Here is a 13,060-nt window from a genome sequence, read left to right as displayed (position 1 = left end):
CACCGACAACGACGGAAATCCGCGTCGCTCCGAGCCGTGACCCCTACAAGGTTCTTCATGTGTTCAGAGCCTGAACGCACAAGGGGTCTTGACGTGCCGTCGTCTCCGACTGTCGTGCGCGCGACCCGCCGCAGCGACTAGCGGGCGCCGCGCCGCTCCCGGCGCGCGCGCTCGAACGCGGCGACGTCCGACATCCAGGGACCGTACGGGTCGAGCGCGGCGCAGCCGCCCCGGACGAAGGCGCTCACCAGGGCCCGGTACGCGTCGAGCCCGTCGACCAGGGCGTACTCGACCCGGTACTCCGGATCCGACCCGCCCTTCCCCTCCCGCACGGTCGTGACGCGGGCGACGGAGTCCGCGTAGAAGTGGAGCTGGACCCCCTCGCCCCTCTCCTCGTCCTCGACGGTGAACACCTCGTTGTCCGCGGCGGAGCGAGCGCCCACGAACTCCCAGAACTCCGCGGAGGCGCCGCGACGGCCGTCCTTCCGCCACTTCTTCTCGGCGCCCTTGTCGTCGGTGAACGTCAGGGCCGTCTCGCGCGCGCCCCCGCCGGGGCCGGTGCGGTCGTCGGCGGCCTCCGCGTCGTCCTCCACGGGCGTGCTCCTGGAGCGGTCGGCGGTCTCCGAGCACATCAGGAAGCCCACCGTACGCACCGCGTCGTCGGCGAGTCCGGGGTGGGCGCGGCGGACGGCCGAGTCGACGGCCGCCGCCACCCGTTCCCAGGCGCGCTTGTCCGTGGTGCGGTTCCCCCGTCGCGGATCGAGGCCGATCCGCATCCCGGCGCAGGCCCGCTCCGCGGTGGCGATCACCCGCATCACCTCCGGGAGCAGCGCGGCGTCGACGGCGCCGGGCAGCCGTCGGGGAACCGTCGCGCCGTGCGCGTACTGGCCCGTGTACCGCAGGATCGCGGCGTCGAGCGGGCCGAGGACCGCTCCGCGTTCGGCGCGGCGGCGGTCCGCGCGATGCTCCTGGGCCCGTTTCTCGTCCGGCGTCCCGGTCGCCGAGCGCATCGCCGCGCAGACCCGTCCGCGCCGGAGCAGACCGACGTCGGCCCCGTGGGCGACGAGCCGGTCCCTGTCCCACCGGATGCGGCGGAAGAGCGCGTCGACGTCCTCGGGCGGGGAGAGGAGGATCGGGTCCAGGAGCGCGACGGCGGCGTCCTCGTCGAGCCGGCCCGCGGTTCCGGCCGCCTCGCACAGCGGGAGGACCGCGCTCCACAGCAGCAGGTGTCTGGGCAGGTCCTCCCGGATCACCGCGAGATGGGCCTCCCCGATGGGGAACGTGAACGTGCGGGGCTCGTGGTTGGCGTCGGCCCCGGCGCCGAGCATCAGCCTCAGCCCGCCGTCCTCGCTGATCACGTTCGGGATCCATCCGCTGCCCCGGGTGAACACGACGTCCCTCACGAGCCCGGCCCCGCTCCGCACCCGTTCACGACCACCGCGCGCATGCGGCGGCGAGGCGCGCGTCGGTACGCACCCAGACCTCGCCGGTGGCGGACCCGGCCGGGGCGTCGACCCGTTCGATCCCGAGGAACCCGATCAGCGCGAGCAGTTCGGCCCGTTCGGCCCGGTCGTCGTCGGCGTCGTGCGAGTCGAAGAAGACGTAGTACCGGTCGCTCGGGTCCACGATGCCCGCATCCGCCCAGATCCGGGCGACTTCCCGGATCGCCGCCGCTTCCGTCGTGAACGCGGCGGCGCGGACGGCGCCCCGGGTCTCCGGGGGCGCGTCGAGGTCGGCGGGGTCGGAGAACCACTGGCCGAAGTGGTCGAGGCCGGCGTGTCCGTTCTCGAAGAACAACATCGCCCCCGGAAGGCAGCGGTTGGCCCGGTCGATCCGGAGGTATTCCGATCGGGGCCGGTCCGCGCCCTCGACCCGGACGATCAGGCCCCGGGCGGGCATGAGGACCAGACTCTGCCCCGCCGGCTCGTCCCCGATGGTGTAGACGTCGGATTCCCGGTCCCGGAAGAACGCGGAGAACGCCACGTAGGCCTCCTGGGGGTCGCCCACGGAGACCGTCCGGTCGTCGCCGTCGCCGACGGAGAAGACGAACTGCTTGGGGCCGGGGGCGTAAGGGCGGGCCATGATCGTCCTTCGTTCACGTGGTGGCCCCGACAGCCTAGGGGATGCCCGGTCGACCACCGCCGCCGGATCCGGAGCCGCCCGGGCGACCGGCGTGGGGCCGGGCGGAACCGTCCGGGGAGCGGGCCGTCGTGATCGGACGGACAGGCCTTAGGGTGCTGTTTCGATCACGAAGGGGGAACCGGCACCATGACGTTTCCGCACCCACACGCGCAACCGCACCCGCCACCGCATCCGCAGCAGTACCCGTACCCGTACCCGCACCCGTCCGCCCCGCCGCCCCCGCAGCAGTACGGGTACGCGCCCGGACCCCCGCCGATGCCCGGCTGCGAGGTCTGCGGGGCGCAGCCCGCGACCGCCGTGACCGTCCGCGCCCACCAGGGCATGATCATCATCATGCGCACGGTCACCCGGCGCGGAGTCTTCTGCCGCACGTGCGGACTCTCCGTCTACCGGCAGATGACCTCCGACACCCTGCTGACCGGCTGGTGGGGCCTCTTCTCCTTCTTCGTCACGCCCTTCGTGGTCCTGGGGAACGCCTTCGGCGCCCGGGCCGCCCTGCGCCGCCTGCCCGAGCCGTACGGCGCCGTGCGGCCGCGGCTCCACCCCGGCAGGCGGGTCCTGCGCCGGGCCCCCGCGATGCTGATCCTCACCCCGATCGCCCTCGTCGCCCTGGCGATCCCGACCCTGGTGGTCGTGGGCCTGCTCTCGGGCGGCGGCGACGGGTCCGTCGCGCTGTCGGCGGGCGATTGCGTGCGCAACGAAGCCGACTGGCCCGAGCAGCAGTTGCGGAAGGTGGACTGCGGCTCCCCGCTGGCGGAGTACCGGGTGCTGGACGAGGCCTCCTGCGGCCCCGGCGACTACCTGCTGCGCGCCGAGTACACGATCGGCGCACCCGGCAGGCCGGGCTCCTGCGTCACGCCCCTCTGACGGGCCGCCGTGGACGAGAGGGAGGTGGACCTGGTGGAGCGGGTTTCGTACGTCCGGTTCCAAGGGGTGGTCAGACATCCGCGAGGACACTTCCCCGGCGTCTTCGTGCTCGCCAACGAGCTGGCGGCGCAAGGCAGGCTGACCGAGGACCAGTACCGGTTCTGGAGGGCGGGCAACGACTGGTACGACGCCCACTACACCAACCCGTCCCACGTGGATCCCGCCGTGTACGACCCCCGGCTGCATCCGGGCGCCGTCGCCTGGTTCAAGACGTCCGCCCGGGACCTCATCGAGCGCGTCGACGGCTATCTGGAACTCCTCGCCGCCCACGGCGTCGAGTGCCGCCGCCTGGAGTCCCCGAACCCCGGCAGGATCCTCTACGAGGACGAGTACCAGGTCGTGGTGGCGGGGGAGGCGGACCCGGACGCGCCCCCGCCCGGTGCCACCGCCTGAAGCGGGGGCACCGGGCAGGGGGAACGGTCAGGCGGCCGGGGTCACTTGCCGTACCACGCGTCGCGGATCGTCAGGGTCGACGCGTTGCCCTGCTTGTCCGTGACCTCGGCGGCGAGGGAGACGCCGCCGCCCTTCGCCGGGCTCTTCACGGAGATCCGGCCGTTCCTCACCGCCACCGACTTCCAGGTCTTCCCGCCGTCGTAACTCACGGACACGGAAAGCGACTTGAGGTTCTTGCCGGCCGCCGGGCCCTGCACGGTCACCGGGACCCGGACCGGAGCCCCCGCCGGAGCGCGCGAGGCGAGGTCGACCGGGGGCGCGAAGCGGACCGTGGACACCGGCAGGGCGGTGGTGGCCGCGACCTGCCGCGAGCGGAACGTGAAGCCGACGTCGATCCGGGTCGAGGCCGCGGCGACGTCCGCCGGGCGCTCCACGGAGGCCGTCAGCCGGTACTCGGCGTCGGCGGCGCCGACCGCGAAGGACTCCGAGCCGCTCAGCGGGTCGTCGTTCCTGCCGATCTCGACGCCGTCGCGGTACAGCGCCGACGTGGCCGAGGCGTACCGCGTGCTCCCCGTGTGCCCCTCGCCGTCGGCGAGCAGCGGCAGCGCGCCGACGAGCCGCTGCTCGCCCGTGACCGGGTCGGGCGCGGTGCGGAAGACGCCCGCGCCCTCGCCCAGGAGCGGACCGACGACGCCGGTGTTGAACGTCTCCCGGTACGACCCGCCGGCCTCGTACCGCTTCGGCCGGACCGTCTCGTAGGCGCCCTCGAAGGCCGGGTACCCCCACTCGTCGGGTTCGCCCAGCTGGTTGAACCGGGTGCGCCACGTCACCCCGTCGGCGGTGGAGACGCGGAAGGTGCGCGTGCCCGGCGCCGCCTGCGGCGCGGAGAACCCGTTGCCCTCCGGCGCCCCGGGAAGGTGGGCGTACGGAGAGGCGAGCGCGGACTTCCCGGGGGCGGAGGCGCCCAGGCCGACCGCGAGCGTGGCCAGCTCGTTCGCCTTCACGTGCTTGGTGTAGCCGGTCGCGACCCTGCTCGTCCCGCCGCCGAAGGCCACCGCGTACTGGCTGGTGGCGTCCCCGACGAAGTGCGCGTCCCAGGTCTGCAGGAGGGAGCCGTCGGTGACGGCCGGGCCCGCGTGGGCGGTGCGGAAGCCGCCGAAGCCCCTGAGGACCCAGCCGTTGCCGACGCGGCCGATGCCGGTGGCCCGCTCGTAGTACGTCCCCGCGTAGTCCGCCTCGTCGATGCCCGGCACGGTGAGCTCCACCGGCTTCGTGGTGCGCGCGTCGGCGACGACCGTGGTGTCGCCGGTGACCTCCAGCTTCGGCCGGGCGATCCAGTCGGTTCCCTTGGTGAAGTCCGAAGGGTCCTCGTACACGGCCGTGTTGAACGTGTACGAGCCCTTGGGCACCCGGATCGTGTGGGCGCCCGGCTCGTCGTTGACGAAGGCCTGGAAGCCCGCGGCGGGTCCGGCGACGCCGAGCAGGGTGCTGGAGAAGTTCCGGGCATCGGCTCCGTCGCGGCCGACGGCCCTGAACGTCAGGTCGTAGGACTCCGCCTCCCGTACGGCCACCGCGGCCGTACGGACGGACAGGCCCGCGCCGGTGGCGGTGACGTGGGCCGAGTAGGCGCCGTCGGCGTCACCGATGCTGGTGTCGGCGACGAGGTCGACCCCGGCCGTGCCGCCGGCGGGCACGGTCACCTTCGGGGAGCCGAGCGCGAAGAACCCGGCCGGGGCCGGCCCGCCCGCCGGGTCCAGACCGGACACCGACAGGTCGAGGGTGACGTCCTCGGCCCCGAGGTTGCGGTAGACGACCTTCCTGGTGAGGGGCAGGTCGTCGGCGTGGGGCCACCGCGCCGTGCCGAAGTTCAGCGAGACCGGCTCGGCGATCACGCCCTGGTCCAGCGCCCTGTCGACCCGGATGCGGCCCGAGCCCTGCTGGAAGGCGCTGTGGGCGCCGCCCTCGGCGGACGCGGTCAGCGCGCCCTTGAGCTCGGCCGACTTCCAGCCGGGGTGCCGCTGCTTCAGGAGCGCGGCCGCGCCCGCGACGTACGGGGTCGCCATGGAGGTGCCGTCGAGTTGCAGGTACCCGGGGGCGGGGTGCGGGGTGCCGGGCCGGGTGTCCAGAACGCTGCCCGGGGCGGCGGCCGCGGTGACGGCGACGCCCGGCGCGGTCACGTCCGGCTTGACCGCCCCGTCGCCGACGCGCGGCCCGGTGCTGGAGAAGGGGGCGAGGCGGTCGTCCTGGTCGACCGCGCCGACGGTCAGGGCGGCGTCCGCGCTGCCCGGCGACCCCACCGTCGAACCGCCGCTCTCGCCCTCGTTGCCCGCCGCGACGGCGAACAGGACGCCCCTCTCGGAGGACAGCCGGTCGACCGTCTCCTCCAGCGGGTCGACGCCGGGGCTGTCGGGGCCGCCGAGGCTGAGGTTGACCACGTCCGCGCCCTCGGCGGCGGCCCACTCCATGCCCGCGATGACGGCGGAGTCGTCCCCGTAGCCCTCGTCGTCCAGGACCTTCCCGCTGATCACCTCGGCGCCGGGGCGACGCCCTTGTACCGGCCGCCGGACTTGGCGCCCGTGCCGGCGGCGATCGACGCGACGTGCGTGCCGTGCCCGACGCGGTCCACGGCGTCGGGGGAGGCGGAGAAGTTCCTCTCGGCCACGACCCGGGTCCTCAGGTCGTCGTGGGTCTTGTCGACGCCGGTGTCCAGGACGGCGATCCTCACGCCCGTACCGTCGTACCCGGACTCCCAGGCCCGGTCGGCGCCGATCTGCCGGACGCCCCGGTCCAGGCTCGCGCCGCGCACCCCGTCCAGCCACACCCTGCCGATGCCGGACGCGGTGGCGCGCACGCCGTTCCGCCGCCGGTCGGTCAGCGCCTCCCACACCTCGGCCAGGTCGTCCCGGGAGGCGCGGACGGCGTCGGCGCCGATGGTCGGCAGGGTGCGCCGCAGCCGCGTGTCGCCGGCCGCGCGCACCTCGGCCCGCGCGGCGCCCGAGCCCCCTTCGTACTGCACGATCAGCTTGAGCCCGTCGCGGTGGCTCTCGCGCAGCCGGGGATCGGTGAGCACGTCGAGGTCGAACAGCCGCTGGTCCAGCCTGCCCGTGGCGATCAGGCGCTGCGCGTCGGCGGGCACCACCAGGGTGCGGTCCCCGGTGCGCCGTATCTGTACGGGTATGCGTTCGCGGCCCTCGGCGGACTCGAAGCCCACCATCCGGCCGGTGGCGTCCACGACGACGCGGTCGCCCGTGACCAGCGGAATCCGCCGGTCACCGCCGACGCGGGTGATGTCCGGTGCGGCCGTCGCGTGCGCGGCGGTCGCCGTCGCGGGGCCGGTCGTGCCTGCCGCCAGGGCCACCGTCGTGGCCGCCGCGACGGTGAAGGCGCCTGCTCTCTTCACATGTGCGCGCAAGTCTCCCCCAGGAGCTAGGGATGGGGTGGATCGGTCGTTTCCAGCCGGCGGTGCAAGATCGTCCGCCGGCGGTCAGCGCAGTATGTGAGGCGGGGGAGACGTGATCAACGCCGGTGCGGGGGAGGGGAGTCGAGCCGTACGGTTTCCGGCCATCCCGGGGGCGGGAAGTGCGAGGGGACGACGACGGTGGTGTGACGGAACCATGACGGCGGGACGATCCTTGTGCGACACCGGCCCGTGCCGGCCCCTCAGGATCGGGCTCCGGGCCAGGTCGCACGGGCTTTCCGGGGAGGGGCGCCCTCGCGGACGGAGGACGCCCCTCCGATCGGCCGTATCGCGCACCCGGACGGAACGGCTCTCCGTCCGGGTGCGCGAAGACGACGCGCCGCGTCCGCTACGCGTCCTTCTCCTCGTAGTGCAGGGTGCCGTCCTCGTCCATGCGCGGGTGCATCTTCGTCGGCCCGTACTCGTCGACGTCCGAGGGGCGCGGCCCCTCGGGACCGTCGGGACCGAACCGGACCAGCCGCTCGACCCGGCAGATCCGGAACTCCCGGCCGTCCACCTGCACCCGGTCGGCACGCTCGGCCGCCCGGAACAGCTCACCGGCCCGCCGGTACCGCTCCCGCTTCCCGTCGTCCCACTTGTACAGCCGCGCCCACAGATCGGTGAGGTCCCCGTACAGGTCCCGCCGCGCCTCGTGCGGGGTCGGCGCCAGGCCGCCGAGCGGCTGCCAGACGTCACCGGCGCGCTCCACGGCGCCGAAGCCGACGGGCAGCATGGCGATGTCCGGATGGGTGGTGACCGCCTTCCGGGAGTCGGCCCGGACGGCGGCGGGGTAGCGCTTCCCCTCGTAGTGGAACTCCCGCAGCCCGATCCGCAGGGCCTCGGCCATGAGCCCGCTCGCCTTCTCCGGATCGAGCACGGCGTCGGTGTCCAGGCAGCGGCGGGCGCCGCGCTGCCGCTCCCAGACCCGGAAGACCGGCTCCGGATCGGTGGGGCGCGGCGGCTCCAGGCCGTCGGCGCCCGTCCGCGCGACCTCGTCGCCGCGCACGATCCGGTACGTGGTCCCCATGACGACGACCTCGTCGACCGGCTCCCGTTCGAGAACGCGCACGGCCGCGAGGAGTTCGCGCCGCACCTCCGGATCATCGGTGTCGTCCTTGGCCCAGAAGAAGAACTTCGACTGCAGGCCGTCCCGGGCCTCCTGCGGCATCCCGGTCTGCACCGGCATCACCACCCGCCACGGGGCGTCGGCCCCCGCCTCCCGCGCCGCCACTCCGAACAGCGAACCGCGAACGGCGAGCCGTGGATACCGCGTGACGGCCTGGGCGGCGTCCACCTCGGTCACCCAGGCGACGGGGTCGCCCTCCCGCACGAGGCCCGCACGCATTCTGTCGAGTCGTCGCTTCCAGTGTTCGTCCATGCGCGCATTGTGGTGCCCGATCCGGCGGCCGGTCCGGTGATCGGCCCATCACCTCAACTTACGGGTGACAACGGGAAGCGTTTCGAGACACCGCCGCCCCCTCCCGGGACTCGGACGTCCGGGAGGGGGCGGCGGGTTTCAGGACGGTACGGCGGCGGTGTGCGGCTCTTCGGCGTCCGGCTCCCGAGGGGGAGCGGCGAGCTGTTCGCGGAGGTAGTTCCAGGCCACCGCGATCAGCGCGGCCGCGGGCACCGCGAGGAGGCTGCCCACGATGCCGGCCAGGCTGCCGCCCAGCGTCACCGCGAGCAGGACGACCGCCGCGTGCAGACCGAGGCCGCGGCTCTGGATCATCGGCTGGAACACGTTGCCCTCCAGCTGCTGCACCACCACGATGATCGCGAGGACGAGCAGCGCGTCCGTCAGGCCGTTCGACACCAGCGCGATGAGGACCGCGACCAGCCCCGCGAACAGGGCTCCCACGATCGGCACGAACGCGGAGACGAAGGTCAGCACGGCCAGCGGAAGCACCAGGGGCACGTCGAGGAACCACAGGCCCAGACCGATGAACACCGCGTCGAGCAGGCCGACGAACGCCTGCGAGCGCACGAACGCGCCCAGGGTCTCCCAGCCCCGCGCGGCCACGACGGGCACGTCGGTGGCCAGGCGGCCGGGGAGCTGGCGGGTGAGCCAGGGCAGGAAGCGCGGGCCGTCCTTGAGGAAGAAGAACATCAGGAAGAGCGCGAGGACGGCGGTGACGAGCCCGTTGAACACGGTGCTCACCCCCGTGACGACGGTGGTGACCATGCTGCCGACGCTGTCCTGGATCCGCGCGACCGCGGTGTCGAAGGCGCTGGAGATCTGGTCGTCCCCGATGTTCAGCGGCGGCCCGGCAGCCCACTCGCGCAGTTTCTGGATGCCCTCCACCACACCGTCGGCCAACTCCCCGGACTGGGACGCGACCGGCACCGCGATCAGCGCGACGATGCCCGCGACGACCACGAGGAAGAGGACGGTGACCACGCCCGCGGCCAGGGCGGGGGGCCAACCGAGTCTCCGCAGGAAACGGGCGAGGGGCCAGGTCATGGTGGTGAGGAAGAGGGCCACTATGAGCGGCCAGACGACCGACCACATGCGGCCCAGGATCCACAGCGTCACCGCCGCCATCAACAGGACCAGCAACGACTCGGCGGAAACGCGTGCCGCCGTGCGTAGTGCGGCGGCGGTCTTCGTTGAACTCAGCATGGCAGGCATGGCCCTCACCCTAGTGAACGGCCGTCCCGCTCCTCACCACCGTCACCGCCACCCGCTCCACGGCCGGGCGGGCCGCCCCGGGCGTCGGGGGAAGACGCCCGGGGCGGCCCGCCGTCCCGAGGGGGTCAGGAGGCGATGGCCAGGTCGAAGAGGTGGATGTTGCCGTTGCCCGGCAGCACCACGAACTCCACCTGCTTGGTGGGGTCGAGGGGGATCGAGTGGGCGAACACGCGGTACGCGATGCCGGCGTTCCCGTACCCGTCGGGCCGGTTGCGTCCGTCGCTCGACGCCACCAGGGTCGCGCCGTGGGCGTTCGCCGGGTCGAACGACCAGTTCGGGAACCCGAACGAGCCGGTGCCGCTCGTCCCGTCCGTGTAGTACACGGTCGCGGTGCCCGACGCCCCGCTCGTGACGCCGGAGCCGAGGAAGACGAGCTTGCCGCCCTTGCCGCTCAGGGCGATGGCCTGCCCCGCTGCGGAGACGTTGTCCCTGGTCCCGCTCGGCACGTTCGGCCAGCGGAGCTCCGCGCCCAGGGCGTTGACGGTCCCGCCGGGGCGCAGCCCGGCGGCGGCGAGCTTCTGCGCGGAGAAGCTGTTGCCCTCGCCGTCGTAGTCGCCGGGCCTCGTGTCGCTCTCGTCGGTCACCCCCACGTTGTTGTACGCGGCGGCCAGGTTCGCCAGGGGAGTGCCGCTGTGCTGCGTCCTGGTCCCGGTGGCGGACCCGGCTCCGTCGCCGCCCCGGTAGATCGCGGTCGCGGTGAACGTACGGACGGTGAAACCGGGACGCCGCTCCGGCACCTGGATCCGGAAGGTGGCCTCGGCGGAGGCGCCCTTGGCGAGGGAACCGCCCACCTGGAGGACCGAGGGCTGGACGGCCCAGCCGGTCGGCCCCCCGAAGGACACCTTCAGCGAGCGCATCCGCTCCGGCCCCGCGTTGGTGACGGTCACCTTCACCGTCGAGACGGCCGGGCCGTCCAGGTCGACGGGGGAGATCGTCACCGCCGTGGCCGTGGCCGTGGCCGTGGCCGGGGTCGCGGTCGAAGCCGACGGCGCCGACGGGGCCGCGACCGCGGTCGATAGCGGGAGGAGCGCGAGGGCTCCCGCCACGAGCATGGTCCCGAGCGATCCGATCAGTCCTGCTGGTCTCACGTACTGCTCCTTCACGGCGGAGAGGGGGGCGGGGACGGAGGCGGCGTCAGACGACGGGGGGCATCTCGGTGACACGCGAGTCGAGGCCCGTGCGGAGGTTGACCCAGGCGCCCCGGGTGAAGTCGGGGATCTGCACGGGACGCCCCTTAGCCGCCAGGGACATGACACTCAAGGGGACGGGGGCGCACCAGGCAGCCGAGTCGTAGACGTCGATGTCGGGCACGAGGCCCGCCCGCATGAGCTGGACCGTCCGCCACTGCAGGACGTAGTCCATGCCGCCGTGACCGCCGTTGTTCTCCGCGTCGTCACCGATCTTCTTCCACAGCCAGTGGTCGAACTCCTTGCGGTAGGAGTCGAAGGACCGCCAGGAGTGTCCGCTGTGGTCCGGCTCGACGTAGACGCGGCCGCCCCCGGCCGACAGCACGCCCGCGTAGTCCTCGAAGATGCCCCGGCTGCCGGCGAGGGAGTTGATCCGGCTGTAGGGCCGGGGGGAGCTTACGTCGTGCTCGGCGCGGATGATCCGGCCCTTGGCCGTCTCGATCAGACAGGTGACCAGATCGCCGTTGACGTACGTCTCGTTCCACGAGGGGTGGTTCCTGGGCACGAACCGCGCCCGGTAGTCGGCCAGCCCCTTCGGCTCGGTGGCCGTGGCGCGCAGCGTGGTCATCCGGTCGCCCCGGTTGATGTCCATGGCGGCGGCGATCGGCGCGAGACCGTGCATGGCGTAGAAGGAGGCGGTGCTCCGGGTGTGCCACAGCCGGCGCCACGCGTCGGTGTAGTACGTGTCGGAGAAGAGCAGTTCGCGCAGGTCGTGCAGGTAGCCGCCGTGCCCGTTGGTGACGTCGCCGAAGAGGCCTTCGTGCGCCATCTTGAGCATGGCCAGCTCGTTGCGGCCGTAGCTGCAGTTCTCCGAGAGCATGAGGTGCCTGCGGGTGCGCTCGGAGGTGTCGACGAGGTCCCACAGCTCGTCGAGCTCCGTGGCGATGGGCAGCTCGACCACGACGTGCTTTCCGGCGAGGAGCGCGGCCTTGCCCTGCGCGTAGTGGAACTCCCAGGGCGTGGCGATGTAGACGAGGTCGATGTCGTCCCGCCGCAGCATCTGCGCGTACGCGTCGGCCGAGCCGCCGTACTCGGCGGGGCGGGGCCTGCCGGCGGCGACGAGCCGGTCCGCGACCCGCTTGGCGCGGTCGGCGCGCACGTCGCAGACGGCGGTGACCGTACAGCCGGGCACGACGGACCAGCCCGTGGTCATGCCGGAACCCCGGTTGCCCAGTCCGATCACGCCGACGCGCACCGTCCGGTGGACCTCGTAGGGCACCTCGATCATCGACTTCTGGCCCGGCTTCCGGCGCGGCGCGGACGCCGCCGTCACCGCCGCGGCCGCGTCGGGGGCGGACCCCACCCCGGTCGCCAGCGCTCCGGTGGTGGCCAGAGCGCCTCCCAGGAGCAGGCGGCGTGAGACTGCGGGGAGTTTTGACATGGGTTCATCGCTCCTCAAGGCATACGGCAGCGGACGCGTGACGACTCTGACGGGGCGATCAGGTGCGTGTCAATAGGTGTTCAATGAGGGCGGGTTGTAAGCAGGATCGAGCAGAGATCGGGGAGTTTCGCGCATATGGACACACGGCGAGCGCGTTGACGGCTCTTCACCTCCACGTGCCGTCGGGGGTGTCGGAGGCCGGACCCGGCCCGTGGCCGAAGGCTGTGGCCGAGGACTGTGGCAGGATGCCGCGATGATCTCCGGCTCACGCATACCGGCAGTCGTTCCCGCGGGCCGGATGGCCGAGGCGGAGCAACCGGTGCTCGACCTCCCGAACGGCCTGGAGCTGCGCCCCTGGCGGCTCTCCGACGCCGACGCCCTGATGACCGCCGCCCGGGACCCCGACATCCGCCGGTGGAACCGCCTGTCGGTGGAGACGCCCGAGGAGGCGTGCCGGAGGATCGCGCGGATGCACGAGCGCCGACGGGCCGAACTGAGCACGATCTGGGCCGTCGCGCCACCGGGCGGGGAACCGGTGGGGCTGGCCGGATGGGGTGACGTCGACCTCGCCGGCGGCAGCGCCGAAATCGTCTACTGGCTCCTTCCCGCCGCGCGCGGTGCCGGTGTGGCGGTCGAAGCCGTGAAGCGCCTCGGCGCCTGGGCCCTGGACGATCTCGGCCTGCACCGCCTGCGCCTCTGCCACTCGGTGGCCAACCCGGCGTCCTGCCGCGTGGCGGACAGGGCCGGATACTCCCTCGAAGGCACCATGCGCGGTGCGCTGCTGCACGCGGACGGATGGCACGACGAGCACCTGCACGCCCTCGTCCGGGGCGACATCTGACCCCGTACGGCGTCACGCCGCTGCCGGAAGCGGGCGACGGCTC

General features: G+C 73.2%; 9 protein-coding genes and 1 pseudogene. 3 read left to right on the top strand and 7 right to left on the bottom strand.

The window, feature by feature from the left end:
- Positions 1–137 precede the first annotated feature (137 nt).
- Complete coding sequence (locus tag ACIQD7_RS31545) at positions 138–1,403, bottom strand: DUF6357 family protein (RefSeq protein WP_402446223.1); 1,266 nt, start codon at positions 1,401–1,403, stop codon at positions 138–140.
- A gap of 25 nt (positions 1,404–1,428) precedes the next feature.
- Complete coding sequence (locus tag ACIQD7_RS31540; protein ID WP_402446220.1) at positions 1,429–2,082, bottom strand: hypothetical protein; 654 nt, start codon at positions 2,080–2,082, stop codon at positions 1,429–1,431.
- Between the two features lie 186 nt (positions 2,083–2,268).
- On the opposite strand from ACIQD7_RS31540, the gene ACIQD7_RS31535 reads away from it, so the two are divergent.
- Positions 2,269–3,009 carry a hypothetical protein gene (locus ACIQD7_RS31535; RefSeq protein ID WP_402446218.1) on the top strand — a complete coding sequence of 247 codons (741 nt, stop codon included), beginning with the start codon at positions 2,269–2,271 and terminating at the stop codon, positions 3,007–3,009.
- Positions 3,010–3,018: 9 nt separating this feature from the next.
- Positions 3,019–3,462, top strand: a complete 444-nt coding sequence (locus ACIQD7_RS31530) for a hypothetical protein (protein ID WP_402446216.1) — start codon at positions 3,019–3,021, stop codon at positions 3,460–3,462.
- 41 nt (positions 3,463–3,503) lie between these two features.
- Here ACIQD7_RS31530 and ACIQD7_RS31525 read toward each other — a convergent pair.
- The 5 genes and pseudogenes from ACIQD7_RS31525 to ACIQD7_RS31505 form a co-directional block, all read right to left on the bottom strand.
- Positions 3,504–6,862 (bottom strand): annotated as a pseudogene (locus ACIQD7_RS31525) (S8 family peptidase).
- A gap of 406 nt (positions 6,863–7,268) precedes the next feature.
- Positions 7,269–8,297: a DUF5954 family protein gene (locus ACIQD7_RS31520; protein ID WP_161373106.1), complete on the bottom strand. Its 1,029-nt coding sequence runs from the start codon at positions 8,295–8,297 to the stop codon at positions 7,269–7,271.
- Positions 8,298–8,435: 138 nt separating this feature from the next.
- Positions 8,436–9,548: an AI-2E family transporter gene (locus ACIQD7_RS31515; protein ID WP_121827944.1), complete on the bottom strand. Its 1,113-nt coding sequence runs from the start codon at positions 9,546–9,548 to the stop codon at positions 8,436–8,438.
- A gap of 125 nt (positions 9,549–9,673) precedes the next feature.
- Complete coding sequence (locus ACIQD7_RS31510) at positions 9,674–10,696, bottom strand: NEW3 domain-containing protein (protein WP_402446214.1); 1,023 nt, start codon at positions 10,694–10,696, stop codon at positions 9,674–9,676.
- 46 nt (positions 10,697–10,742) lie between these two features.
- Positions 10,743–12,176, bottom strand: coding sequence for a Gfo/Idh/MocA family protein (locus ACIQD7_RS31505; protein ID WP_402446212.1), 1,434 nt, complete (start codon positions 12,174–12,176; stop codon positions 10,743–10,745).
- Positions 12,177–12,429: 253 nt separating this feature from the next.
- On the opposite strand from ACIQD7_RS31505, the gene ACIQD7_RS31500 reads away from it, so the two are divergent.
- On the top strand, positions 12,430–13,017 hold the full coding sequence (locus ACIQD7_RS31500; RefSeq protein WP_402446209.1) for a GNAT family N-acetyltransferase: 588 nt from the start codon (positions 12,430–12,432) through the stop codon (positions 13,015–13,017).
- Positions 13,018–13,060 lie beyond the last annotated feature (43 nt).

It is taken from the genome of Streptomyces sp. NPDC093071 (assembly GCF_044754545.1).
Taxonomy (GTDB): Bacteria; Actinomycetota; Actinomycetes; order Streptomycetales; family Streptomycetaceae; genus Streptomyces.
Note: the sequence above shows the minus strand (reverse complement) of the source record. Positions and strands in the feature narration are given on the sequence as shown.

Coding starts and splice junctions, on each gene's coding strand:
- ACIQD7_RS31540 (WP_402446220.1), bottom strand. CDS start 2,082: ATGGCCCGCCCTTACGCCCCCGGCCCCAAGCAGTTCGTCTTCTCCGTC.
- ACIQD7_RS31535 (WP_402446218.1), top strand. CDS start 2,269: ATGACGTTTCCGCACCCACACGCGCAACCGCACCCGCCACCGCATCCG.
- ACIQD7_RS31520 (WP_161373106.1), bottom strand. CDS start 8,297: ATGGACGAACACTGGAAGCGACGACTCGACAGAATGCGTGCGGGCCTC.
- ACIQD7_RS31515 (WP_121827944.1), bottom strand. CDS start 9,548: ATGCCTGCCATGCTGAGTTCAACGAAGACCGCCGCCGCACTACGCACG.
- ACIQD7_RS31505 (WP_402446212.1), bottom strand. CDS start 12,176: ATGTCAAAACTCCCCGCAGTCTCACGCCGCCTGCTCCTGGGAGGCGCT.
- ACIQD7_RS31500 (WP_402446209.1), top strand. CDS start 12,430: ATGATCTCCGGCTCACGCATACCGGCAGTCGTTCCCGCGGGCCGGATG.